Genomic DNA, 24,829 nt, shown 5'->3' on the forward strand with positions numbered 1-24,829 from the left:
AACTATCCTTTTCTTTTATCAGAGTTAGATACAGTAGTAGTAGCAGGGCTCCCATCATCAGTATTAGCAGCTACAGGTTTAGGTCCTGTTCCTCTCAACTGTATGATCTTATTCAACAGATCAAACCAAAATGGCGCCCCCAATGAAATCGCAAACGCAGTAAGCAACCATCCTAAGATCCTCCCCCCCCAGTCATCATATTCCTTCAAGAAGGAGATATGCTTATAATAATATTCTAATGCAGCTTTCCTGCTTTCTATCTGTTGTATCGAACGCTTTAAAGTATCCGCCGTCAAAGTACTATCCTTCTTTATCTGTCCGACAAGCATATCAAAACGTTGCTCACTATCCTTTATACCAACTATCAATTTTTTTTCCTGGATAGTATCAGGTTGGATCTTATATCCCCATCCTAATCCAAGTGTGAACTGTACCTGGTTAATATCATTCATCAATCGCTCATTAATCGCCTTTGAATCGGCTTCATTTGCCGTAGGCAATTGTTTAATATCATCTCCTACCTGTTTATACTGGGTGATCGCCAAATTCACCATTTGTTCCCTTGCAGGTTTATCTTTCAACAGCAAATGCGCAATAGCAATACAATTGACATTCCCCGCAATAGCGATCCCTAAACCAACAATCAAAGTGATCCACTGCGTATATCGCTTATAATAACCCGTAGTCCTATCCTGACTATCATTAAACCATTGCTCAAGGGAAGCTTTAAATTTATCAATATCATTCCCCGCATCTACCCAAAGCATCCAAAGGTATTTCCGCGTTTCATCCCCAATCGCAATAGTTTGCGAAACAGTATTCTTAAGATCTGGGGCCACCGACAATCTATTCCTTATCAATTCCATTTGCGGAATAGTATGATCAAAGTAATCCCCTCTCAGGAGAGCAATTAACGTCTGGGAAAAATTGTCCGCCGTAAAATAGGAAGGCAATTGCTGGTTGCCTGATTTTGCCAGATACTTAATAAGAGGATACTCATAAAACGCAGTTGCAAGTCCATTCTTCACTGTTACATCATCATTCAGCATCCAGTAAATGGACTTTTTCAACATTTTGCCCCTTTGCTTAAATAGCTGCGCATAAAACTCGGTCAATACAGACGCAAGCAGGCTATACAAGAGGAAAATAAAAATTAACCCAATGAATGCATCAAGTGCGGGATTATTAAACATTTAATAAAATATAAAAGGTAATTAAAAAGGGTGCGGTGCGCCAGAAAATAGGAATCGTTTACAGCCGTAATAAAACAGCTGCTTCATTTATTGAAGGTATTCATCATAAAAAATTAATAGAAGCTAAAAGCGCGATCAATACCAACTAGTTTGTATTTTTCAATCCTTCTCCAATAAAATACGAGGAATCAAATAACATTTCATAAGAGATCAATTTGGGGTGATTGTATACCAAAAACGTTACAATACAAATATCATATACCCCCACATCTCTATCAACGGGAAAAACGCGTTTTTTACCAGGGTGTTTTCACCTCTCCAAACTCCGATCGCTTTCTCCCAAAAAAATCCCCCCACAAAAACTTATGTTCAATACATGAAAAAAGCTAAACTGATCCTATCATTCATTGTCCTGCTTTCAATCATAGGAGGCATTCTGGCATTCAGGTCTCAACAGACCTATAGCGCCAATTACTTCTGTTACATCAAAGATTCCGTTCAAGTGATCCATGGGGCCGACTATACACCCGCCGGCACAGACTGCGTCACCCCCTACTGCTCGACCCAGGCAGGCGGCACCTACCACCCTACACTGTTCTGTACAGAAAATTAAAAAGCTATTCCGGAGAATAGCTTCAAATTGACGATCCCATAAAATAAAAAGGCACGGCTTCTTCCCGGCTCATAACTTAATATATCATCCTGCTACTTCAAATCCGGCACCTCCGCAAAGTTCAAATGTAGTCCTTCCAATGCTACCTCCTTCACCACCACCACTGGCGGATGTTCCAATGCTGAATACCCTTTATCCGTCTTCAACGCCTTCACAGACACCTGCTTCTTAGCACCAGTCTTTGCTTTTGGAATATCCTCACAAGCTACCAGCATCATCGTCGGTGCACCTTTTTTAAACCCCTTATCCTCCCCTTCCCCATAATGCGCTCCAATAATAACCGCTACATACCGCGCATTCTTATGTTTGATCAATTCCTTCAGCTGCTTAATATCGAACACAAACCCATTAGCATCATTACAACAAAAAGCCTTGTACTCTTGCCCAGCATCAGCCACAGCCGCTTCTATCTTCGGATCAGTGACCTTCTTAATACCCTCCCGCATTTCCAGTAATTTACCCACAGCACCTTCAGTAATAAATTTTCCAGCAGACAACTTTTTTAATGACATAATGCATTACATTGAATAGTAAAAAAAACAGCCGTCCCACGTTGTTTCACAAACTTCCCCATTCTCGCCAATAAAAAAATACCCACTACTTTGTATTTCACCTCCCTCACGGCAACTTGTCCAACATCACTATTCCATGCTTCAAGGCATACATCACCAACCCTACCCTCGTCTTCACCTTCAGCTTCTCAAACAAATTATCCCTATACCCATCAATCGTCCTTGCACTCAAACACATCTGATCCGCAATCTCCTTATACGTCAACTCCGTACACGCAAATTTCAAAAATATCAGCTCCCGCTCACTCAGCTCCAGCAAAAACCGTCTCTGCCCATCTTCCCCACTACTAATAGAATGTATCAACGTCCCCGTCACCATCTCCGAATAATAAAACCCTTTCTCCGCCACCGCTGATAATGCAGCCTTCAGCTCAGACGGCTCACTATCCTTCAATAAATACCCCTTCGCGCCCGCCTTAAACATCCTGATCACCGCCGCCTCATTATCATACATTGACAGCGCCAGCACCTTCACCAAAGGATAATGCTCCCGCAACCACAGGCAGGTCTCATACCCATCCACTTCGGGCATGTTAATATCCAGCAATACAATATCCGGCAGACACTTCGCATCCAGCCTATTAATAAGGTGCCTCCCATTATTTGCTTCAAAAAGTACTTCAAACGAGCCAAAGCTTTCTATTACCCTGGCAAGACCATTACGCAGCAATACATGGTCATCAGCAAGAACAACTCGGATCATCGGTTTCATAGTGTTATTTAAATGGAAATACAATATTGACCACAGTCCCTCTCGGAATATGAGGGTTAATTTGAAGATCGGCCTGTATAAGCCGGCACCGTTTCTGCATATTACGCAACCCCATCCCCTCAAAACTACCTCCCGTTTCAAATCCATTCCCATCATCCACCACCCTTAATACGCATTGATCATGCTCATAGTTCATTGTCACACATATAACCCTTGCTTCCGCATGTTTGATCACATTATGCAAAATTTCCTGAAAGATCCTGAAAAGTATCACCTCCCTATTCGCATCCACCCGCACCACTTGCCCCTCAACTGAAAACTGCACCTCATACACCCCTGTCTTCCTCACCATCTCCAGCTCACCTTCCATTGCCGCATATAACCCTCTCTCGGTAATTGTATCTGTATCCATACTCCTGGACAGGTCACGCAGATCATGTATCACCTTACTCAATAGCACTCTGGTATCCGCCGCCTTCTCTTTAAGAGGATCAGGTACCTCCCCCTCCATCACACACACATTCAGCTTCGCCAGACTTAACACCTGCCCTATATTATCATGGATCTCCTGCGATATATTTTTCAATGTTTGTTCTTTCATCTCCAGCTGTGACCGCAATATTTCCTGTTCATAAGTCGCCAGTAACTGTTGCTTCTCTTCCAGGTGCATACGTCTCCGCTTACGATAGATAAGCCAGAAAGTGATCACAAACCATAGCATCAATAAAAATAACAAAGTAGCGATGATCATACTAAAAATGATATCCTTATCTATCAGCATGACGTTTACACTCGTGCAAAAAACCAACAGAAAACAATACATACATAGTGATATTAAAAATATACTGGATGACCCACAACTGGTTCAAGGCAGAATCGGGGTGATTTTTAATATAGCTCCACAAAGAATAGATCAGCATTGTACAAGGTGCGTACAACAACAGGCCTAACAAATACCAGAAAAATGGCATATTTGGGTCAATACCTTTATCTTCAGCATCATACTGATCCAGTATTATTAACAATAGCCATACTGTATAGGCGATATTATCCAGACAGACCAGTTCACTAATAAACCGCTCCTGCAATCCATTGCAAATGGTCAACACAACATTACAAAAAAGGATCACCATCGCGGTGATAATAAAGATCCTATTCCTATTATAATGATTGATCTTATCGCTAAACAGCAAACAATATAAGATCACCTCACAGATTGTATAAGCATTATAGACCATATTCAGGACAGGCCCGGAACTGATAAAAGCACGCAATATCTGGGGGATAGTGGCCAGGGCCACTATCCCCAGGATGATCTGTGAGTCTTTTCCAAGACGTCTCAAACAAATAATACCGGTAAAAAGGGGTAAGAGGATACTCCATATGGAGGTCCTGCTCAAAATCTCCTGGATTTGCATAAAGGGGTTGTAGTGCGCTTTATGCAAGGTAATGAAGTTCTCAGACTATATGGAAGATCAATTTAACACCACCCACGATCTCACTGACAACAGTGGTGGGCGGATGTTCCAATGCCACAGCGCTATTCCCAAATGTCAGGGCTTGTAATGTAATAGGAGTACGAGCCGCATCGATAGTAGCATCTCCACTACAAGGTACTAGCATGACGGTCTGGTCTCCCATCTTAAAACCAGGGCCATTAGGGTCGCTGCTATCAGTATCATGCGCACCTAGTACGATCGTAAGGAAACCAGCATTCGTTCCTTTCAGCATATCGATTACATCCTTCGCACTAAAAATAAAAGCGTTTGCTTCGCTGGTAAAAAATTGAACCAAAGAAGGATCCTTTAATGCAGTTACAATAGGTAAAATTATGCTATCCATTTTATCCCTTAGGGCCCTTCTTTCACCAAGGGCAGCATGAGCTTCTGATTCATTAATAGGGGTACCATGTGCAAGTCTTGCTAGTTCCATAAATTGTAGTATTGAGGTTAAAGAAAATTATGCCGGTGTGAAAGTAAGCAGAAGACAAAAGCATAAGATCAGACACCTCACCAGTGAAAAGCCCACCCATAAATAACGGTGTCCAAAACCATTGCTACCATTGCAATACGGCCAAAAGGGAGAAAAATCACCCCGTTATTTTACCCTCAGATACGGGTAAATAACGGTAGCCCACCCAAACATATTGCTATTTTTAATACACCATCAAATTAGCTATACCCAATTCTTACATTTCTGTTTCAACAGTAACCTGGATTAATTTTATGAAGGCAATAGGTGGACAAATTGGAGAAACGAAGTTCAAAAGTTAAATGGTGATAAAGTCTTTAACTTTTACCCTTTTCTTTGGACTATAAATTCTAATTAAAAAACCGCCTTCAATCCAAAGACCTGAAAGCGGTTTTTTTACGCAAAGGATATAAGTTCCCGGAAAAGGTTCATAGTAGTTTTGTAGGGTCAATAAGACGACCACAATAAACTATAAACGGTGAAAAAGACAGTTTTAATTACTGGTACCTTCTCCGGGTTGAAATATTTCAACAAAATGAATTGAATGTAATTGCAAGTTCAGGACAGCGAAATAACAGCTTCTTCCGTATTCAGTAACTCCGTAACCGCCTGGTGCAACTGCGTTTTGGTAAATGGTTTTTTGAGAAAAGCATCAGCACCATTTTCCAGCGCTACATCCTGAGCAGCTGCATCAACACCAGAGATCATAATCACTTTTACTGTGGGATGTTCCTTTTTTACAACGCTAAGAAAGTCGATGCCAAAACCAACTGGCAGGCGATTGTCTAATAATATTAAAGAAGGCTTTTCCTGTAGAAGATATTCCTCAGCTTAGCAATGCTTTGCACATATTCTACTTTCGTTCCTTTCCCTTCCAGTAGTATGTTTAAAAGCAGGCACAGGTCACCTTCGTCATCAATGATCAATATTTGTGGGGAGCAATTTTAGTTTTCATACTTGCATTTTTAATTGTGGTTAGTGAATAAAAAAAAGCATGCCAAATAGTACGATTGTTAAAAATTAATATGTCCAGAGCAAAAACAATTATAGGCACTTCAGGATGGCATTACAGGCACTGGCTGGGAAATTTTACCCAGCGGTTATCGACGCAAAACAACAGTTCGATTACTAGAAATATTATAGCTATTCCTTTGGAAAATCCGAATTGACAAATAGTATCAGTCCTAGAAATTGGTTTCCCGAATCGAAATTTATATACCAACTCCTGCAACTGCCGGCAGCACAAACCAGAAAGCCGCACCCTTTCCCGGGGCGCTGTTTACCTGTATTGACGACTGGTGCAGCTCCAATATTTTTTTTGCGATAGCCAGACCGATGCCCATTCCTTTTTTGGGAATCCCATCTTTATGTAAATACTTATACCGTTCAAAAATATAAGTTTGGTCTTCTGGTGCGATGCCGATACCAGTATCAGCAACTTCTACCTTTACACCGGCACTGGTTTGTTGTAATTGGATGGTGATACTGTCACCCTCAGAGGTAAACTTAAAGGAATTATCTATCAGGTTCTGCAATACCCTTTCTGTAAGCGCAATGTCAGCAAACACAAGTGGCAGGTTACCCTCAGTATTGAGGTTTAAGCTAATACCTTTTTCTTTTGCTTTGAGCTGGTAAGCCATCAGTATATCGGAAGCCAGTTCGCTAAGCTGGAACTGTTCTTTTTCCGGGTTTACCTGATTGGCTTCCAGTTTGGCATATTGAAACAATTGCTCTACCAGCACCGATAATTTTTTGGAGCTGTCCAGCACTACCGAGAGGTATTTATTTTTTTCTGATTCTGCCAGGCTATCTTTTTTGATCATCAGCGTCTCTACATAACCCTGCATAATGGATAAAGGTGTGCGTAGGTCGTGGGATACATTCGCAATCAGCTCCTGCCGGAATTTATCTGTGGCACTTATCTTGTCGAAATTGTCCACGATAACGTCCGCCATTTCATTAAATGTAGAAGTGAGCATACCCAGGTTACCTTTGGCATGACCTTCTATGCGGGCAGAATAATCGCCTTCCTTAAACCTTCGGACAACCATTGCAATATCGCAGATACTGTTCGTAATCAGGAAAAAAGTAATGACGCCCACAATAAATGCGATTCCCAGGGCGCAGAAGAAAATATACATCCCCAGGCGGTAATACAAATGGCTGTTAAGTGTAGTAAGTATTTCCCTTTGCTTTTCGCTGGCTAATACTGCATATACATAACCAGTCAGTTGCCCGTTCTCGTATACCGGTGCTGCGGAGAATATACCTGGCTCGTCCGGCTGTTTAGGATTATCACCAAGGGGGCGCTCTCCATTTTTAACATTCAGCCATTGTTTTACTTTGCTGATATCCACCTGGTGGTTCTGGACCGATTTATCCGGAACTACATAGTCGGTGATCTTTCCCGTAGTATCCAGTAAATAGACTTCCACACTTGGATTGGCCACCATAATGGAATGAATAATATCGTGTGTGACGGTGGTGTCTGGTTGGCCATTTTTCAATGGATGTGTAAAGCTGGCCAGGTGTGATGCTACATTACCGTATAGCTCCTGGTGTGCCATCGTATAATAAGACCTGGATAACTTAGAAGCAATCAACACAAACACGATTCCCAATATGATAAGCAGGACGGAAAATACAGTGGCTATTTTCCAGAATAAAAGATTGCCCCGGATAGTTCTTACAGACATAATGTTGTTTTATAATTCTTCATTAAAACGGTACCCAACGCCCCAGGTAGTGAGGATGAATCTGGGGTTGGAAATATCCTCCTCAATCTTGCCCCTAAGCCGGTTGATATGGGAGTTGACTGTATGTTCATATCCTTCAAAATCATAACCCCATACGAGGTTTAACAACCGTTTCCTACTATAGCTTTTCCCGGGATTAGCTGCCAGCAGGGTAATCAAATCAAATTCTTTAGGCGAAAGATCTACACGGGTATCATGGAGCATCACTTTTCTTTTATCCGTATCGATTTCCAGTCCTGAAAATCGTATGACAGCAGATGCAGGCAATTTTTCATGGACAGCAATAGCATCATCTTTCCTCCGGAAAATCACTTTTACCCTGGCAATAAACTCCCGTACACTAAAAGGTTTAGTCAGGTAATCGTCCGCGCCGGTTTCCAATCCTACTACTTTATCAATCTCTTCCGACTTGGCCGACAAGATTAGTATAGGTGTATGCCGGTCAGTTTGCCTGATCCTCCTGCATATCTCCATACCGTTAATACCTGGCAACATAATATCCAGAATAATCAGGTCAAAGGATTGCTCTTTAGCCGCAGCCAATCCCCGCTGGCCATTACTTTCGGCGCATACATGGCAGTTAAGATCATTCAGGTGAATGCTGAGTAATTCTACAATATGGGTATCGTCTTCTATAATAAGCACCTTGTGCATAAATCTGAGGTATAAAATTTTATCAAAAATCAGTAAAAATACCGTGGAAATAGCGCTGTGATACTTTTGTTATACTTCTGCAATCGCTTTGGGATATCACATCTGTTCCTTTGTCTTATCAAAAAATAGAAAAATGAAACAGAACATCCTAAAACCATTAACAGCATTATTTGTAATTGTATTTCTGGCAGCCTGCAGCAAAGACAAGGAAATAAAACAACAATCTAACACCATTACAATAGAGAATGTACTGGATAGCAAACCATTAGTAGAATCAGGCACATTCAAAGGTACAGGAACCCCTCCGGTAATCCTTCCCGGGCAATCAGTATCTTTTACTTTCTCGGCAGCAAAGAACCAACGGCTTACTTTTGCGACTATGTATGGCTGGAGTAACGACCTGTTTTTTGCACCGGAGAACCCGGGTATTAAATTGTATAATGATGACGGTACCCCCATCACCGGCGATGTATCGACCCAGATCAAGTTGTGGGATAATGGTACCCGCGTTAACCAGGCGCCGGGAATGAATGTTACGCATCCCGGAACTGCAGTAACTTCACCACAAAACATTAAAGAAGTAATGAGTACCGATGATTACGGTAATACATATCTACCGGCTTCCAGCCTGATCAAAGTATCATTGGCCTACAGCGGTAACTCTACATTTACGGCTACGATTATGAACACCTCAGGCGGTACGTCCAACGAAACTCCCTTTAGCCCGGGCGTTTGGGCCATATCTTATGTAGCTGGCGGCAATTTGTTACTTCCCGAGCCCATCTATTCAGCAAATAAACCAACAGCAAACGGCCTGACGGATATTGCAGAAATGGGAGACAATACAGCCTTAAGCACTTATCTTACTGGCAATACAGGGATCTTTACTCCTTTGTCTCCCGTATTGGTAGTCGTATACGATGGCAGTGAAAATCCATTTTATAAAGTGGGTGAAAATGATCGTGCTGAAGGGCTGAAAGACCTGGCGCAAAAAGGAAGCGCAGATGCATTGGCTGCCGTGCTGAAAACGAAGGCAGGGGTGAAGAATGTATATGTATTGCCTGCGCCCACCAGCACGGTTTTACTACCCAAAATTAACGGCGCAGATGGCGGTAAAGTATCTCAGTTGCTTAATATAGTAGCAGGTGACAGGATTGCCATAGCCACCATGTACGGATTCTCCAATGATTGGTTTTTTGCCACAACGGGCAATGGTATAGACGCTACACAGAAAGGTGACGTATCAGGTTCTGTTGGTTTATTTGATGATGGAACGGCGATCAACCAGTTTCCAGGAGCTGGCATTACCCAGTTCAACCTTGCGGGTACGCCATTGCAGGAAAACATTCCTATACAGGCAGTACCGAATCCTAATAGTTTTACCACTTTACCCGAACTTACTAAAATTATCAAAGTAACCTTGCAATAAACAAGATCATCATAAAGCAGCCGGCCTTAGTGAGGACCGGCTGCTTTTGTATATGATTCAATTATATTCGAAATGCCACCTATAACAAATGTATCTCCTCCCGCTATTGTTTATCATTAACCGGTAAATATTTAGCAAGCAGGTCTAACAGTGCTATTCCATGCACATTTTCTGCCAGCAACCTACCATCAGGCCCTACCAGGAAATTATGCGGAATGGATTGAACACCATATAAGGTAGGAACAATTCCTTTCATGCCCTTCAGATCAGAAATATTGGTCCAACCGCTGATTTGTTCCTCATTGATAGCTTTCATCCAGTCCTCTTTTTTTGTATCTACTGATATCGGCAATAACTGAAAGGATGATCCTTTTATCATAGCATCCAGCTTCTTCATAAAAGGAATCTCATTACGGCAGGGTCCACACCAACTGGCCCAGCAATCAATGAGTACATATTTTCCGGCATAGCCAGACAGACTTACTTTCTTCCCGTCTGCACCTGTTAAAGTAAAATCAGGTACCTTTTCTCCTGTTTTCATTTTGGGGCGATGAGCTTCCTGTTTTTTGGAATAGGCCAGGCCATCAGGAGAGTGGGCAAGTGCAGCAGAGAACAGCGTATCAATATTGCCTGGTTCGGACAACAACGATGCTGCAAGTATGGCGGCAGGAGAATTGTTATGCGCACTTACAAACCCGGCAAATGCCTGCATTCGCTGAAGTTTTATTGTATTTAGCGAATCGTTGTAATGCTTCATCACCGGTATATCTGCATGATACAGCGCATCATAATAGTGATCATGCAGTGGCCTCAAAATAGCATCATAATGCCCGGACATAGTGATCAACATCTTGTATTCGTCATTCAAAGCACTACCGGCCACCTGGGAACGGGAGAAGATACTATCTCCCAAAATCCTCGTTTTACCCGGTGTGAGGAACATCCTAAGTATATTCCTGCGTTCAGTAGCGCGGCTTTCAATCACAACTCCTGCCGTCACCAATGTCAGCTGCACATATTTAGGACCGTCTATGGTACCGGTAAGCCGGAAATGTCCATCCATTACAACAGCACTATCCATGATCCCTTGATACCCAAATCCTCCGCCAGTGATAGATAGTGGCGTCACATATATTTTAGTCGCATTATCCTTGCTGGTTAGTGTACCCTCAACCTCATAACGACCCACCTGTGCATTGGCTATGTGGCCTGTCAGGCAGAGTATGGCCAGCCATTTATATGTCCTCATTAGTAGCCTGGATTTTGGGTAAGATGAATATCATTATACAATTCATTCAGGGGAATAGGAAACAGGGCAGCATCTGCAGTCCAGTTACTTTTTTCTGCTCCCAGTACAGCATCTATTCTCCCGGTGCGTCTCAGATCCATCCACCGTTGACCATATTCTGTAAATAATTCAGTTTGTCTTTCCTTTTCAATAGCAAGTCTGACTTCTTCCTTTGAAGTAGCAGTGGTATTATTCAACCCGGCCCTGTTACGGATGATATTGATGTCCGTAATGGCATCTGCCGTATTTCCTAATTCCATGTTAGCCTCTGCACGGATCAGGTATTGCTCTGCCAGCCGGAGGTAGGTGGCATTTTCTGCCAGGGAGGTAGTATTGGTTGCTTTCAATTTGTACTTATAAGGATAGTAATAGGTCACGTTATCAACCGTTACACTCCCTATCCAGTTGGATAACCGGAGGTCACCGGTTTCAAATGCAGCTAAGAGATGGTCAGAGACCAGGTAAGACGGAGTAGGACTGATAATGAGATAATATTGACCTTCCATTGTATACCCGGTAGTACCGCTGGATGACAGTTGCCAGATTGCTTCACTGTTATTCGCCGTCATAATAGTGCCTATATTGGCAGAAGAGAGCAGGCTATAAAGTCCGTTACTATGATTTATAACAGAATCGGAATAGTTAGCCGCTTTTTGCCAGTTACCAAGATAGAGGTGTACCCTGGCCAGTAAGGCCATCGCCGCATATTTGTTAGGCATGATACGTTTTCCGCCGGAGAAGGTATAGTTCTTATTCAGGTTGGCAGCAGCACTCTCCAGGTCAGCAATGATTTGTTGGTATACAGTATCAGTGCTGCTTCTTGCAATGTTCTTTGTCACTGTCACGTTGGTAGTAGTTACCAATGGAACACTTCCCCATAAATTCACCAGGTAGAAATGACAAAAGGCTCTTACAAATTTACTTTCGGCCAGTGCATCCTGTTTGATTGAATCTGTGAGTGTAGCCGTGCTGTTAGTAATTCCTTCAATGATGCTATTGGCCTGGTAGTTGACTTCATACAAGTCCGTCCACAGATTTTGGATACTGGTATTATCGGAGCCAATTGCATTGTTGACAAATGGATCATAGGTATCTGACGTACTGTTGAAATCCAGTTCGTCGGCTGACATGCCTGTATATGAAGAGAGCCCCAGTTGTAGTTCATACGAATCAGAGGTAGAGAGTGTCACGAACATGCCACTTATGGCAGCTTTCACAGTCGAATTCGTTGAAAATACATTCCCTGAACTTAGCTGATTGGACGGAACGTCTACATCAGCGAATTTTTTACAGCCTGCCACTAAAAGAAGGCAAAGATATATTGATATGATAGATTTTATATTGCGGATCATTTGCGTCATTTTTTAGAATGAAAGTTTTAAGCCAGCGGTAATGGTTCTTAATGGAGGAATACCTGCAGCCCCCGTTTCGGGATCAGATCCATCAAAGTTGGTAATGGTAAACAGATTTTGTGCTCTCACATAAATCTGTGCAGCTGTCATTTTTACACGGGAAAGCCATTCGCTGCTAAAGTTGTAGACCAGGGATATATTTTTAAGACGCGCATAAGCGGCATTGCTATATACACCGTCTGACAATTGGTATTTTACGCCGGATAAATAGGCAGACCCTTCGGAATAAGAGAAAGTACGGGTTGCGATCTTACCATTTGTTTCCTTAAACAGTTTGTAGGACGATGCTGGCATATTAATAGGATTATATCCTGTTGCAGTGATCAGAGACTTCGCACCTTTCTTCATGTTTTTCCCGGTAAACTGGATGAAGATATCCAGTTGAAAGGCTTTATAACGGAATGAGTTATTCAATCCTCCATAGTAGTCCGGGTTCGATTTGCCCAGGTAAACATAATCGCCCAGGCCATTTTTAGTAAGGCCTGTTTCGGAGCTATATGCAGTGGTCCCGTTATTGTTGGCATCCAGGAAATTGGGCAGGCTCGTAGTAGCATCTACGCCCAGGTATTTGTAGCCATGTACTGCACTCATCGATTCGCCTACTACATAGTTGTATACGTAGGAGGTGCTGGTGAGGGAGGGAAATGAGGTCAGTTTGGTATCGGCAAAGGTAATATTGAAAGCCGCTGACCAGGAGAAATTTTTGGTTTTCACCGGTTGAGCAGTCAGGCTATATTCCATACCTTCCTGTTTGATAGTAGCAGGCAGGTTCATATAAGATGAAGAAAAGCCTGTCACGGTAGCAAGAGGTCCCTGTACCAGCGGGTTATTGGTTTTGTTCAGGAACCATGCGCTGGTAAACAGGATTTTGTCCTGGAGAAATCCAAGCTCTAGTCCAATCTCTCTTTTATGATTGACCTCCCATTTAAGGTTAGGATTGGAGATCCTGCTGGGAATAATACCTCCTACACTATTATAACCGTAATAGGTAGTAGAGTAGGTATCCAGGTATTGATAATTGCTGATCTGGTCGTTACCAGAGGTACCATAACTGGCTCTCAGCTTTCCAAAGCTTAGCACCGGGTTTAAAGGCTGCATGAACTTTTCCTGCGAAAAGAGCCAGGCGGCGCCAATGGAAGCGAAACTACCATACCGGTTATTTTTGCCAAATTTAGAGCTGGCATCCCAGCGGTAATTCGCGTTCAGGATATATTTATTATCCCATTTGTAGTTGATGCGCCCGAATACAGATTGATATTTATATTGAGATGAAAAGGTATAAACACTCAGGTTACCTGCAGCGCTGGGGCTGGTGAGCAATGCATCGGAGGTATAGTTGTTGGCAACCAGGTAATACGGCTGGTCAAAAGAACTGGACTGAAATGTGGAGCCCGCCAATACATTCAAAATGCCCTGGCTGATTTGGCGCGAATATTCCGCCTGTGGTTCCACGTTCCAGGTGGTCAGCACATTCTCCATAAAGAGTGCACCGGGCAATGTATTGTCATATGGATTGATCGACTTGCTGTAGCTCAGGTTCTGTGAATTTGACAATAGCTTGTTATAAGAGGAGTTTAGTTTTAGGTTTAATCCTTTTATTGGTGTATACCCCAGAGAAATATTGCCGATGATATTGTTATTCTTCATACTATACTGCTTATACATATAAGACAGTGGATTTTCATAATTAAGAGAAGAGCTGTTTATCCAGTATAGATTGCCTGTACTATCATATAGCGGGAAGTTAGGCGCTTTTGTGAGTCCAACCATCGCGAGGTCGTAAGAATATCCTAACCTGGCTACGTTATTATTCTTATCCCAGGAAAGGGTGGCACCCATGGAGGCAGTGAACTTTCTATCGACGGAAGAATGTGCGGCTGTAAAATGAACAGCACCTCTCTGATAATTGTAATCACCGGGAATGATAGCGGTTTCCCTGTGATAGTTTCCACTCAGCAGGAGATTGGTCTGCTGGCTGCCTCCTGAAAAAGAAACTGCAGCATCATTTGTAGTCGCTGCTTTTCCTATCATCAGTTGCTGGAAGTCTGTAGAGCGGGTGGTATCCCATACCTTCAGATCCGGTGCATTGGTAGCGGTGGGTGTGGCATTTGAATTGGCAAAAGCCGTTCTGCGGATTTCAAGGTATTTTTTCAGATCAAGTACCTGTACGCTATGCACATCACCTACACGGGTAGAACCGGTAGAAGCACTGACATCGAAACGCGTTTTGCCTGGTTTCCCCTTTTTGGTGGTGATCAGTATCACCCCGTTTGAACCACGGCTACCATAAATAGCGGTAGCATCAGCGTCTTTCAGCACATCAATACTTTCGATGTCTGCCGGATTAATATTGTTTAGCGGACTGCTGCCGAAAGAAGGTTTAAGATAGCCCACATTATTGCCACCGGCAGTGTAAACAGCTTCCGATGTGAAGGGTACGCCATCAATGATATACAAGGGATTCGTACCGGAAAGGAGGGAGGCGATTCCCCTGATCTGAACAGAGATACCTGCACCCGGCGTACCGCTTTGCTCAGTGATCAGCAAACCGGGTAAACGGCCTGAGAGTGCCTGCAAAGGGTTGGTAACCGGTTGTGACTCGATCTCTTTGGAACTGATAGTAGCAATATCGCCTGTGGAAAAGCGGCGGGTAGTAGTACCATATCCCATTACCTGTACTTCATCCAGCTTACTGCTGCCGGGTTTGAGGCGGACTGCAACAAAACTCCTGCCATTCAGTGGCTGTTCATAATTATCATACCCTACATAGGATACCTGGATTACAGCGTTTCCCGGTACGGATTTCAATTCAAACCCACCTTGAATATCTGTACTGGTCCCTATTCTCGTGTTTTTCACCTTGATAGTGGCACCTGGTAGAGGTGTATTATCATTTCCTGTGACAATACCTTTAATGATGGTGTCCCGGGGGGCAGCAGGTGCATTCCCCCTGCTACGTTCAATAATGTAAATACTGTTGCCCCCGGAGATTTGAAAAGTAAGTAGTTGATCGCGTAGTACCTCTTCCAGTGCAGATTCCACAGATGCATTTACAAGGTGCACATTTACCGGGTGGCTCTGATCCTTTACCATGTTTACATCGTAGACCAGGTTATATCCGCTTTGTTTCCTGATTTGCTGTAGTGCATTTTCCAGCGGAACTTTTTGAGCAGTAAGGGTAATTTGTGCGATGCCTTTTGAATGAACCTGTAAGCAAGCGGCCAATAAAAGCCAGGCTGTAAGCTTCATAATTAAAAGCGATTTTGGTGACATAAATGGCAATATTTTGCCATTAGCAGTTATCTGCATAATTTTGGTTGTTTGGATATTAAATAATAATTAGTCCCCTAGACTATGTCTCATTTGATGTCCGGCGTTCACCGGTAGTGCTTGGACTCACTACCGGTTTTTTTACCGAAAAAAATAGTTGGCTGATTATGCTGGTTGAATAGTCAATGTTTTGTTCTCCCCATTAATTATATATTTTATATGATAAATCTCTAAAAAACGTAATGCATCTACCAGCGATGCGGACCTGGAAACGCTGAAATAATATTTTTTATCGGGCAAAGTCCCTTTTATTATTACCTGTACATCATACCATCTTTCTATTTCGTGTAGTATAGTAGCGATGTCAGCGTTATGAAAGGTGATGTTGCCGGTTACCCAGGCAATGGTTTCTTCTACATCTGCCTGATTGTTCACTTGTATCTGCTCAGTACCATTATGAATAACGGCTTCCTGTCCGGGTGTCAATAATTGTGACGCCTTACCAGTTTCTACTTTGATGCTACCTGTGACCAGCGTGATCCATGTTGTATTTTCATTGTTGTAGGCGGTAATGTTGAATTTAGTACCCAGTACGACAATCTTTTTATCACCGTTAATGACATAAAACGGTTTTCCTGCTACCGGCGCAATTTCAAACCAGGCCCTGCCTGTTACTTCTACACGACGTTCATGCGCATCAAAGGTAACGGGGAATCTCAGGGAAGAAGAAGCATCCAGCAAGATCCTGGTACCATCTTCCAATGTAACCGGGTATTGTTCACCTTTATAAGTTGTGAGAATATTATATCTTATTGCTCCACCTGGCTGCCCTTCATAAATTAATCCTTCCTGTTTATTTCTGACCAGGGCATTCCCCTGCCTGGTGAGCAGCCCCTGGTGGGTACTGTCCAGCTTAATTTTGCTGCCGTCATCCAGAGTAAGGGTAGCAGCGGTACTGCCTGCCGGCAGATCGTGCGTAGTGGCAGCGAGTATATTCTTACGGGGATCCGTTTGCCGTTGCCAATTCCAATAGGCCCCTGCGGCTATGAACAGGAATATGACAGCTGCTGCGGCAGGCCAATATCTTAAACGCGGTTTTGTAACCCGGTTATTACCGGAAGAAAATACACGTCTAAGCATTTTTTCACTGTCTATATTATTAATAGTATGGTCGTCGTCCCTTTTATCCCACCATTGCTGCATCAGGGCTTCTATTACCACCTTATCTTCATCCCTGAAGGAAGCAATAGCTGTCCAGAATTCCGTTTGCTCTTCCGGCGAAGCTTTCCCCGTCGAATATCTTTCAAAGAGATATGCAAATCTTTCAGGAAATATTTCCATAATAGGTGACCTTTATATAATAAGACGTTTAAAAATGAGTGGAGTGGTATTGGAGAGGAAAATTTATTTCCAATAGTCTATATAGTAAATTATTGCAATACTTTTCAGGCCATGTTGGGATAAAAACGCACGTAAGCTTTTGAGGGCCATTGACATGGTTGTTTTGACTGTTTCGGGAGATAACTGAAGTGCCTGTGCAATTTGTTCATGTGTCATGCCCTGTTCCCGGTGCATAATAAATATCCGTTTTCTTTGTGGGCTTAGGCTGTTGATGGCCTCCTGTAATATGCGTTTGGTTTCAGATTCCAGCAGTTTGAAATCAGCATCTGCTACAGTACCTGCAGCCATTTGTGCCGCCACTACTGCCTGTAATTGCTGGCGGTGAGCCGTGAGGCGGAAAAAATCCATGGCTTTGTTATAAGCGACTTTCGAAAGAAATGCCTTTACATTCCTGACTTCAACCAGCAATTCCCGTCCTGTCCAAAGACCGGTGAAAATGTCAGAGGTTAATTCTTCTGCAATTTCAGGGATTTTTGTCATCCTGTGCAAAAAGGAATATATTTTCTCACAATACCTGTGATAAAGCACTGTAAAAGCGGATTCATCACCTTCTGCTATCAGTGGAAGCAACATTTCATCATTATAATAATCATAAGGCGACATATAGTTCCCTCCAATACATGGTCATAAATTTAAAAATATGCAATGGGATTACAAAGGGGAGAGTTGCTTTTTCTGTGTTACTAAAAGAGTATCCTACGCCCTCCTTAGTCTTACTTGTGATAGCCTCTTTTATGCCCAATGGGCGCTGAATGACAATATAAAGGATTAAAACCGGGGCTCTAAATCGGTTATTTTACCATGAAAGACCAGTTTATGCTTGCCTCCCCATTTATGTAATTCAATACAAACAGGAATCAATTCTCTTCCGAGATACGTTACTGTATACTCCAATTCTGTTTTATTAACCAATCCATCTCTTTCTAATTCTTTCAATTGAAGTATCAGCATTCGCTCTGTAATGTTAGGGATACTTTTTCTTAATTCACCAAATCGTTTTAATCCCTTATGCACATGCATTAAAATAGGAAGTTTCCATCTGCCACCCATTAATTGAAAGGCATAAGTCAAATTACATTCTGTAAGAAATTGACGATTGATATTATTTGTTGAGCTCTCTTTTATAGCCATACATACAAAATTGTCTGTCCTGCATTTTCCTTGTTCAGGATTAATATTGCAATATGAATTTAAACAATATAAAATGAATAAAAATAAAATTCGTATTGGATTTATAGGATTAAATCCAGATAGCCATTGGGCATCGAGATCACATATTCCGGCATTGAAAATGCTGACAGACGATTTTGAAATCAAGGGTGTGGCGAATTCTACACACGAAAGTGCGCAGCGAACAGCCAATGCATTACAAATTCCGTATGCATTTGAAAATGCCCAGGCGTTAATACATTCGGATGAAATAGATCTTGTATTAGTGACCGTCAAAGTTCCCTATCATTATGAGCTGGTACGCGATGCGATAGCAGCAGGTAAGCATATATATTGTGAACATCCACTGGGCAACGGATTGAAAGAAGTAAAAGAGCTGGCTGCATTAGCCACTGACAAGAATTTAGTTGCTGTTGTAGGAACGCAGATGGTGGTTTCTTCGCAGATAGTTTATCTGCAGCAACTTATTAATGATGGTTTTGTTGGGAAAGTACTATCTACCTCATTAATTGGTTCAGGTGGTCAATGGCGCAATGAAACTGTCGGGGATTTTTATTACATGTATGATAAGAATAATGGCGCTACTTTGCTCACAATTCCACTGGCGCATACATTGGCAGGTTTGATTAAAGTTCTCGGTGGTTTTGATCAACTTACTTCACGTATGACCAGTAATTATTCAACTGTTAAACTAACGGATACCGGAGAAGTAAAACCTAAAAACACCGAAGATCAAATCATGGTAATTGGTACTTTGAAAAGTGGTGCAGCTATTTCCATTCATTATCGTGGTGGAATATCTAAAGCCACTAATTTTCTTTGGGAGATTAATGGTTCTGAAGGAGATATACAGGTAACTGGAAATATTGGACATGGGCAATTAGCCCAGCTTTCTATTTATGGTGCCGGACCCGGGGATAAGGCATTGAAATTATTAAACGCTGCTCCGGAAAACCCAGTAATGGAAAATGTAAAAAGGATATATGAATTGATAGCTGGGGATATAAGGAATGGTACTCGTAATGCACCGACGTTTTATGATGCAGTGTCTTTACATACGGTGTTGCAGGCAATTGAAACCAATGGAAACTAGTTAGGGACCAATTTGATCGCCACATTACCTGTCGTATCTCTCACATACCAGGTTTTATCTTCCTGTCCACTATGTGTGTTACCAGTATTTCTATTGCTTATTTCATTATTAAGCTCCTTCTCTTTGGTCATATAAGCAGGGCTTTCCCAGATATTGGCAGGGTTATTGGATTTCATTTATTGTTCAGGTAATAGACTACTATCATTCCTAAAGGAATAATAATACCTATCCAATCATTATCTTTAAATACCATAATATATGAAATGACAATAAAGATAGAATAATACCAATTGCTCAGCATTCTGTACAACAACCTCACGGCCTAAATAATCACACCAACTTTGTACCATTCCACCATCAAGTGATGCCTTCAACGTGATCCCATTCAATGATTGATATGCATAACTCGTCACCAGCGTATGTGTCGGATAAATCGGTGTAACCGATGTCTCCGTTATACCTGACCCGACACTCCCCGCACCACTCGTCGGCGTATTATACTTGAACCAATAACCCGGCTATAGTAGCTGTAGATGCTGTAGTGGTTGCAGCCTCTGTTGTGGAAGCTGTTGATGCAATCCTTGCTGATGAGAATGATTCAAACGCTATCACCGAAGAGGTACATTGGGTTTGTACCATTCCATAATCTAAAAGAGAATACTGGTTGTTAGGGTTTTCAGGTGACCACGTACCCGAAAGTGTAGTGGCATCGATCCTTATTGCCCCATATTTCACAACTCCATTCACTGTAGCCTTCACCACCACATAAGTATATTTTCCTGTCGGAATTGTTTCAGCACCAATATAGGAAACCCCAATACTCTTAGGATTATCCTGGCTGTTATAGATAGGTGAGAACCAACTCAGTTTCCAGTTTGCACAATCCCACTTCGTATCTTCATCGTCACCACCATCACCACTATTACTTCCACTGTTATTACAAATTACACTTGAAACACGGATTGTATTGACAGGCACATTATCAGGCACACAAAATACGCGTTCTGTTTGTCCAACTTCAAATGTGATGCCTGTCACATAAGTCACATTATCAACAACAGTTTCTGCTGGATAATAAAATTGTACGGTAGTTGCTGATGGCAAACCGATACCCGTATAAGTAATCTTAGCTACCTTTCCGGTACATCCAGACAAGGTCGCATCAGACTCACTGATCACAAAGTCACTCACCTTCGCACAAGAGCTAAATACAAAACCGGAAGAATTACCTACTGTACAGCCACTGCCACAGTAATTCGCACTCCTGATCTCCTGGTAATACCGTTGTTTTAATTCCAGGTAAAGTTCACGGTATGTACGCAACTCCACATCCGGGATACGACAGCTCTCTACAGGAGTACAATAGCTCCAGTTATCACTGGTCGTTCCTCCGTAAATATTTCAATGATGAGCTTTCGCTGCATTATTAAAATACTTACTCATGTACCATTGTTGCCGAAAACTCTGCATTATTATCTGCCGATTACACCAATCGAATATTCTCAAACTTATAACTGGACTTGAATTGTAATAAAATAAAAAAACTATACCAAAAGTGTCTGGATTTAGGGAATTTGGTCGCATAATTATTACCTAAGTATTGTAATCAAGGGATTATATTAAAATCCGGATGGCAAATAATCCTTGTATAATTAATTACCCGTGGGTTGTTCCAAATTAATGAAATGGGATTAGGTGAGTAACCCAATCCCATTTCATTAATTTGTATTAGTCTTTAAAGCAGATTAAACTTTCCCATATTCGTAAAGATTATAAAGTATGTTATGACCAATATTAAAATAGAAAACCATTTCAACTTTTTATTATTTATAAAAAAAGAAAGAATAATACCAAGCAAAATCAAAAAAAAACCCAATAACTATAATAGTCAATAACTGATAGCATATCATACACCTCATGTGGGGTGGCTCCATCAAAAAACCTTGAGTATTTAGTATAGTGGTAACAAAAACTACTCAGAAAAAACACCCCAATTAACAAGGGTAATAAATTAAATATTTTCCGTATCATATTATTTATTCCAATTTGAGAAATCATAAATCTTATAACTCACCTTATCATCTTTGTCTTGTGAAAAATGAAATATTTTACTATTCGTAGTTTGATTATGGTAAAAATCTGAATATAAATAATAACGTCCTGTCTGGATCTTCACCCCAAGATAATTAAATAATGTAGGATTACTAGATCCAGTAAGTCCTCGTCCAATCCACCATTCCTTTCGAAAATTCCCTTGCTTAATTTCCCAAGAAGCATTCTTCAGTAATATCCCTTCATTATTAAAAGGAAGATAAACACTAATAGTCAACTGCACGTGATGTGCTATACCAGCTTTTTTCCCTTCCCGATGAGACAACAAAGATATTCCTCCTGCTTCCATATCCTCCTTGTTTATGGAAAGAGTATTACCCTTAGTTTGGAAATCAGGAGCACCAGATGTACGAAGTACATCATTGGCGTAAATATCAAAATTGTATGCCTCATCCTTCGCTGCATCAAATTTCTTTGCTCCTGTAATCCATTTAAAAGGAAGACCGTTATCCTTTGAGAATTCCAATATTGAATATAATGCCAGATCATCACAGGTGAATTTCTTTTCCTCCGACTCATATTTTTGGATATAATCCTTCAAATGGTTTTTATACTTAGTAATAAAACCATCATCCCATTTATTGTATATGGGCCATACAGTATCTCCCTTAATATCACTATATAGTAAAGGTGCATCGTTCAATACTGCATACTGACTCCATCCCACCCGCGGGTTGGGATCCAGATTCCATCTTCTCCCTAATCTCGGATCATACTCCCAAAACTCAGCTGTATAACTATTGCCTCCATCCTTTATCTCATCCGATTTTTCCTGGCCATTAAAACCATACCTGTACCCACGACTGCTATAACTTCTGTCTGGCTGAATCATACCAAACGGATAATAATCATTCGCATTCAACACCAACGCTGTATTATCTGATTTCAGTTCATCACTCACTGTAGCGACAACATTACCTAAATGATTGGACAACTCATACTGCTTCTTATTAGTAGCCCCCCATAATGCAACTGTACTACTAGCATTAGCAGACATACTCAAATCAGGATACCATGCACCCAAACGACCGCTACCATATAATTGTTGCTCTTCCCAATAAATATTGGCATCACCATTTTTATTTCCATAGATCGCCAGCACATTACCAGTCGCATCTCTCACATACCAGGTTTTATCCACCTGTGAATCATTGGTATATGACTTATAAATACGGTTACCATCTGCATCATACTTATATTCAATTGTGCTTCCATCTGCTTTGGTAATTGTCCTGATTTTACCATACGCCGTCCAGGTAACATTAGCTAAACCTCCCTCCAAATCACTTACCATATTCCCCATCTTATCATAACTATAGTTATTATCAGACTGAGACTTCAGGTCCGCCGTACCATAATCGTGCGTTGTAATAGCATCTGTAACCTGCGATAATCTATTATTCAACAAATAACCTGATGCATCCCTAATATACCCATAGGTCAGTTTATCCATCCCCACATTCTTACCATTTGCACCACTACCATTTCTGTCATAACTCAGGATATTACCATTACCATCATAAGTCACATCTTCCTGGTATGCAGTTCCAGCAGTTGACGCATTCCATGAAGTAGCCCCAGCGGTCAACGGATGCTGATGCATTGCCTTCATACGGTTCAACTGATCATATCTATAACTATACCCCACTGTATTCCCAAACTGAGCAGATGCAACAGTCATACGGCTGATATTGCCATTATACAGGTTATGTCCTGCAGCTGTGCTAGCAGAAGACTGCCAACCTAAAGGCATGAATTGCTGATTACCAATAGACGTGTAGTCGCCTGTATAATAGTCTAAGGAATAACCAAATACACCAGGTGCAACTACACTGTGTACATTACCTGCCAAACCATCCTTACCCATGTCATTCTCTGTATTCAGGTACTGACTGTTCACACCTTTCACCCACCCCTGTAAGGTATAGGCATAATCCACACCCTGCACTAATTGCTTATTTCCTAATTCCATGCGTGATAAAGGACCATGTAAATAGTAATTATACAACACATCAGTTTTAGGATTCTCAATCTCCCATCCATCAGAGCTCACAGATTTAATACCCGTAAGCGATTTTATCACCCTGTTATCTGCATCATATTCATAACCATAATAAAACTGATCCGTCTTGGCATTATTATCATCAAAGTGTTGATAGCGCAGTTTATTTACTTTACCAGACACAAGATCATAATTGTATTCTATCTGTTTGGTTCCCAGTCCATCAATCTGTTGCCACAGGGTCTTCACCATACCTATCTGATCATAACTATAATATGTCATCTGCGGAGTTGAAGATCCATCCTGATAAGATTTTGCAGATACCCGCTTACGCAGGTTTTCCTGTGTATAACCAAATCCATCATATTGGTTATCATACCATATATGCATAATCAGGCCATTGATACCAGAGGATGCAAATGCAGTCAGGTTCGTAGCAGGTACATATGCCATGGAAGAATGTCCGTACGATAAAAATCACAGAGCAACAATATAGTAAGCAGGAATCCAGATTTGTAGCGATGCTGAAAAGGTATGAAACAACGATGTCTGCAGCGGCTAAAAATAAAATGATAGATGATGATCTAAATAGTTATTCTTCTAAATCTCTTTACGCAATGCTAGTATCAGAGTGTCGGGAGAATAAAATACTGCATAGATTAAATCGTGAATCAGGAGGTGCCGTATATGCAGGATACATTACCCTTTTAAAATGTTTTGACGAAATTATTGCGAAATAGTGTTAGTAATGCAAAAATCCTCCTATCAAAAATATCATCATTTTGATAGGAGGATTTTTGCATTATCAATGACTCCCTTCGTTATAGGTTTACTTATATGTATACTCATATTTACCATCTGGAGAGGTGAGCGGCTTGTCAGGTAACGGGGCATCAGCGATATTTTCAGATCCCTTTTCAGCCACTGCCACAGTAATTTGCACTCCTGATCTCCTGGTAATACCGTTGTTTTAATTCCAGGTAAAGTTCACGGTATGTACGCAACTCCACATCCGGGATACGACAGCTCTCCACAGGAATACAATAGCTCCAGTTATCACTGGTCGTTCCTTCTCCCTGGTTCACACTATTTTTTAGTTCAAAGAGGGTGAATTGTAAATT

The 24,829-nt window shown here is 41.5% G+C and carries 22 protein-coding genes and 1 pseudogene; 4 read left to right on the forward strand and 19 right to left on the reverse strand.

Annotated elements, in window-relative coordinates; genetic code table 11:
* Positions 1–2: 2 nt before the first annotated feature.
* From SIO70_RS02030 to SIO70_RS02055, 6 genes are all read right to left on the reverse strand, one after another.
* Complete coding sequence (locus SIO70_RS02030) at positions 3–1,073, reverse strand: hypothetical protein (RefSeq protein ID WP_320578995.1); 1,071 nt, start codon at positions 1,071–1,073, stop codon at positions 3–5.
* Positions 1,074–1,898: 825 nt separating this feature from the next.
* The gene (locus tag SIO70_RS02035; protein WP_320578997.1) at positions 1,899–2,378 is read right to left on the reverse strand and encodes a hypothetical protein; all 480 of its coding nucleotides are present in this window, start codon (positions 2,376–2,378) and stop codon (positions 1,899–1,901) included.
* Between the two features lie 106 nt (positions 2,379–2,484).
* Positions 2,485–3,150, reverse strand: coding sequence for a response regulator transcription factor (locus SIO70_RS02040; RefSeq protein ID WP_320578999.1), 666 nt, complete (start codon positions 3,148–3,150; stop codon positions 2,485–2,487).
* A 4-nt stretch (positions 3,151–3,154) separates the two neighbouring features.
* Complete coding sequence (locus SIO70_RS02045) at positions 3,155–3,931, reverse strand: sensor histidine kinase (protein ID WP_320579001.1); 777 nt, start codon at positions 3,929–3,931, stop codon at positions 3,155–3,157.
* Positions 3,918–4,550 carry a hypothetical protein gene (locus SIO70_RS02050; protein ID WP_320579003.1) on the reverse strand — a complete coding sequence of 211 codons (633 nt, stop codon included), beginning with the start codon at positions 4,548–4,550 and terminating at the stop codon, positions 3,918–3,920. Before SIO70_RS02050 ends, SIO70_RS02045 begins: the two co-directional genes overlap by 14 nt.
* A 58-nt stretch (positions 4,551–4,608) precedes the next feature.
* The gene (locus tag SIO70_RS02055) at positions 4,609–5,082 is read right to left on the reverse strand and encodes a hypothetical protein (protein WP_320579005.1); all 474 of its coding nucleotides are present in this window, start codon (positions 5,080–5,082) and stop codon (positions 4,609–4,611) included.
* Positions 5,083–5,416: 334 nt separating this feature from the next.
* Between SIO70_RS02055 and SIO70_RS33320 the strand changes: the two are divergent.
* Positions 5,417–5,479, forward strand: a pseudogene (locus tag SIO70_RS33320) (hypothetical protein); the annotation flags it as partial.
* 200 nt (positions 5,480–5,679) lie between these two features.
* Here the strand turns inward: SIO70_RS33320 and SIO70_RS02060 are convergent.
* The 3 genes from SIO70_RS02060 to SIO70_RS02070 all read right to left on the reverse strand — a co-directional run bounded on the left by SIO70_RS02060 (position 5,680) and on the right by SIO70_RS02070 (position 8,531).
* Positions 5,680–5,916, reverse strand: a complete 237-nt coding sequence (locus SIO70_RS02060; protein ID WP_320582081.1) for a response regulator — start codon at positions 5,914–5,916, stop codon at positions 5,680–5,682.
* A 416-nt stretch (positions 5,917–6,332) separates the two neighbouring features.
* A complete protein-coding gene (locus tag SIO70_RS02065) occupies positions 6,333–7,817 on the reverse strand; it encodes an ATP-binding protein (RefSeq protein WP_320579007.1) in 1,485 nt (494 codons plus the stop codon).
* Between the two features lie 9 nt (positions 7,818–7,826).
* Positions 7,827–8,531 carry a response regulator transcription factor gene (locus SIO70_RS02070; protein WP_320579009.1) on the reverse strand — a complete coding sequence of 235 codons (705 nt, stop codon included), beginning with the start codon at positions 8,529–8,531 and terminating at the stop codon, positions 7,827–7,829.
* A 133-nt stretch (positions 8,532–8,664) separates the two neighbouring features.
* On the opposite strand from SIO70_RS02070, the gene SIO70_RS02075 reads away from it, so the two are divergent.
* A complete protein-coding gene (locus tag SIO70_RS02075) occupies positions 8,665–9,960 on the forward strand; it encodes a spondin domain-containing protein (protein ID WP_320579011.1) in 1,296 nt (431 codons plus the stop codon).
* Between the two features lie 103 nt (positions 9,961–10,063).
* Here the strand turns inward: SIO70_RS02075 and SIO70_RS02080 are convergent, their stop codons facing one another.
* The 6 genes from SIO70_RS02080 to SIO70_RS02105 form a co-directional block, all read right to left on the reverse strand.
* Positions 10,064–11,209, reverse strand: a complete 1,146-nt coding sequence (locus SIO70_RS02080; RefSeq protein WP_320579013.1) for an AhpC/TSA family protein — start codon at positions 11,207–11,209, stop codon at positions 10,064–10,066.
* Positions 11,209–12,600, reverse strand: coding sequence for a RagB/SusD family nutrient uptake outer membrane protein (locus SIO70_RS02085; RefSeq protein ID WP_320579015.1), 1,392 nt, complete (start codon positions 12,598–12,600; stop codon positions 11,209–11,211). The genes SIO70_RS02080 and SIO70_RS02085 overlap by 1 nt, the downstream gene beginning before the upstream one ends.
* A 12-nt stretch (positions 12,601–12,612) precedes the next feature.
* Entirely contained in the window at positions 12,613–15,909 is a 3,297-nt protein-coding gene (locus SIO70_RS02090) for a SusC/RagA family TonB-linked outer membrane protein (protein ID WP_320579017.1), read from the reverse strand.
* A gap of 186 nt (positions 15,910–16,095) precedes the next feature.
* Entirely contained in the window at positions 16,096–17,271 is a 1,176-nt protein-coding gene (locus SIO70_RS02095; RefSeq protein WP_320579019.1) for a FecR domain-containing protein, read from the reverse strand.
* A 63-nt stretch (positions 17,272–17,334) separates the two neighbouring features.
* On the reverse strand, positions 17,335–17,811 hold the full coding sequence (locus SIO70_RS02100) for a sigma-70 family RNA polymerase sigma factor (RefSeq protein WP_320579021.1): 477 nt from the start codon (positions 17,809–17,811) through the stop codon (positions 17,335–17,337).
* A gap of 288 nt (positions 17,812–18,099) precedes the next feature.
* Positions 18,100–18,462 carry a helix-turn-helix domain-containing protein gene (locus SIO70_RS02105; RefSeq protein WP_320579024.1) on the reverse strand — a complete coding sequence of 121 codons (363 nt, stop codon included), beginning with the start codon at positions 18,460–18,462 and terminating at the stop codon, positions 18,100–18,102.
* A 73-nt stretch (positions 18,463–18,535) separates the two neighbouring features.
* Between SIO70_RS02105 and SIO70_RS02110 the strand changes: the two genes are divergently transcribed.
* The gene (locus SIO70_RS02110; protein ID WP_320579026.1) at positions 18,536–19,594 is read left to right on the forward strand and encodes a Gfo/Idh/MocA family oxidoreductase; all 1,059 of its coding nucleotides are present in this window, start codon (positions 18,536–18,538) and stop codon (positions 19,592–19,594) included.
* Here the strand turns inward: SIO70_RS02110 and SIO70_RS02115 are convergent.
* The 3 genes from SIO70_RS02115 to SIO70_RS02125 all read right to left on the reverse strand — a co-directional run bounded on the left by SIO70_RS02115 (position 19,591) and on the right by SIO70_RS02125 (position 24,161).
* The gene (locus SIO70_RS02115; protein WP_320579028.1) at positions 19,591–19,770 is read right to left on the reverse strand and encodes a hypothetical protein; all 180 of its coding nucleotides are present in this window, start codon (positions 19,768–19,770) and stop codon (positions 19,591–19,593) included. The two genes, SIO70_RS02110 and SIO70_RS02115, sit on opposite strands and share 4 nt — an antisense overlap.
* A 319-nt stretch (positions 19,771–20,089) precedes the next feature.
* Complete coding sequence (locus SIO70_RS02120; RefSeq protein ID WP_320579031.1) at positions 20,090–20,917, reverse strand: hypothetical protein; 828 nt, start codon at positions 20,915–20,917, stop codon at positions 20,090–20,092.
* A gap of 709 nt (positions 20,918–21,626) precedes the next feature.
* A complete protein-coding gene (locus SIO70_RS02125; RefSeq protein WP_320579033.1) occupies positions 21,627–24,161 on the reverse strand; it encodes a hypothetical protein in 2,535 nt (844 codons plus the stop codon).
* On the opposite strand from SIO70_RS02125, the gene SIO70_RS02130 reads away from it, so the two are divergent.
* On the forward strand, positions 24,155–24,448 hold the full coding sequence (locus SIO70_RS02130; RefSeq protein WP_320579034.1) for a hypothetical protein: 294 nt from the start codon (positions 24,155–24,157) through the stop codon (positions 24,446–24,448). The two genes, SIO70_RS02125 and SIO70_RS02130, sit on opposite strands and share 7 nt — an antisense overlap.
* Positions 24,449–24,625: 177 nt before the next feature.
* On the opposite strand, the gene SIO70_RS02135 is transcribed toward SIO70_RS02130, so the two are convergent.
* On the reverse strand, positions 24,626–24,793 hold the full coding sequence (locus tag SIO70_RS02135; RefSeq protein ID WP_320579035.1) for a hypothetical protein: 168 nt from the start codon (positions 24,791–24,793) through the stop codon (positions 24,626–24,628).
* Between the last annotated feature and the right edge of the window lie 36 nt (positions 24,794–24,829).

The sequence above is a fragment of the Chitinophaga sancti genome, assembly GCF_034087045.1.
Taxonomy (GTDB): Bacteria; Bacteroidota; Bacteroidia; order Chitinophagales; family Chitinophagaceae; genus Chitinophaga; species Chitinophaga sancti_B.

Bases quoted from the DNA above. Each gene is read 5' to 3' on its own strand.
- SIO70_RS02030 (WP_320578995.1), bottom strand. From the start codon at position 1,073: ATGTTGAAAAAGTCCATTTACTGGATGCTGAATGATGATGTAACAGTG.
- SIO70_RS02035 (WP_320578997.1), bottom strand. From the start codon at position 2,378: ATGTCATTAAAAAAGTTGTCTGCTGGAAAATTTATTACTGAAGGTGCT.
- SIO70_RS02040 (WP_320578999.1), bottom strand. From the start codon at position 3,150: ATGAAACCGATGATCCGAGTTGTTCTTGCTGATGACCATGTATTGCTG.
- SIO70_RS02045 (WP_320579001.1), bottom strand. From the start codon at position 3,931: ATGCTGATAGATAAGGATATCATTTTTAGTATGATCATCGCTACTTTG.
- SIO70_RS02055 (WP_320579005.1), bottom strand. From the start codon at position 5,082: ATGGAACTAGCAAGACTTGCACATGGTACCCCTATTAATGAATCAGAA.
- SIO70_RS02065 (WP_320579007.1), bottom strand. From the start codon at position 7,817: ATGTCTGTAAGAACTATCCGGGGCAATCTTTTATTCTGGAAAATAGCC.
- SIO70_RS02070 (WP_320579009.1), bottom strand. From the start codon at position 8,531: ATGCACAAGGTGCTTATTATAGAAGACGATACCCATATTGTAGAATTA.
- SIO70_RS02075 (WP_320579011.1), top strand. From the start codon at position 8,665: ATGAAACAGAACATCCTAAAACCATTAACAGCATTATTTGTAATTGTA.
- SIO70_RS02080 (WP_320579013.1), bottom strand. From the start codon at position 11,209: ATGAGGACATATAAATGGCTGGCCATACTCTGCCTGACAGGCCACATA.
- SIO70_RS02085 (WP_320579015.1), bottom strand. From the start codon at position 12,600: ATGATCCGCAATATAAAATCTATCATATCAATATATCTTTGCCTTCTT.
- SIO70_RS02090 (WP_320579017.1), bottom strand. From the start codon at position 15,909: ATGAAGCTTACAGCCTGGCTTTTATTGGCCGCTTGCTTACAGGTTCAT.
- SIO70_RS02095 (WP_320579019.1), bottom strand. From the start codon at position 17,271: ATGGAAATATTTCCTGAAAGATTTGCATATCTCTTTGAAAGATATTCG.
- SIO70_RS02100 (WP_320579021.1), bottom strand. From the start codon at position 17,811: ATGACAAAAATCCCTGAAATTGCAGAAGAATTAACCTCTGACATTTTC.
- SIO70_RS02105 (WP_320579024.1), bottom strand. From the start codon at position 18,462: ATGGCTATAAAAGAGAGCTCAACAAATAATATCAATCGTCAATTTCTT.
- SIO70_RS02110 (WP_320579026.1), top strand. From the start codon at position 18,536: ATGAATAAAAATAAAATTCGTATTGGATTTATAGGATTAAATCCAGAT.
- SIO70_RS02115 (WP_320579028.1), bottom strand. From the start codon at position 19,770: ATGAAATCCAATAACCCTGCCAATATCTGGGAAAGCCCTGCTTATATG.
- SIO70_RS02130 (WP_320579034.1), top strand. From the start codon at position 24,155: ATGCCATGGAAGAATGTCCGTACGATAAAAATCACAGAGCAACAATAT.
- SIO70_RS02125 (WP_320579033.1), bottom strand. From the start codon at position 24,161: ATGGCATATGTACCTGCTACGAACCTGACTGCATTTGCATCCTCTGGT.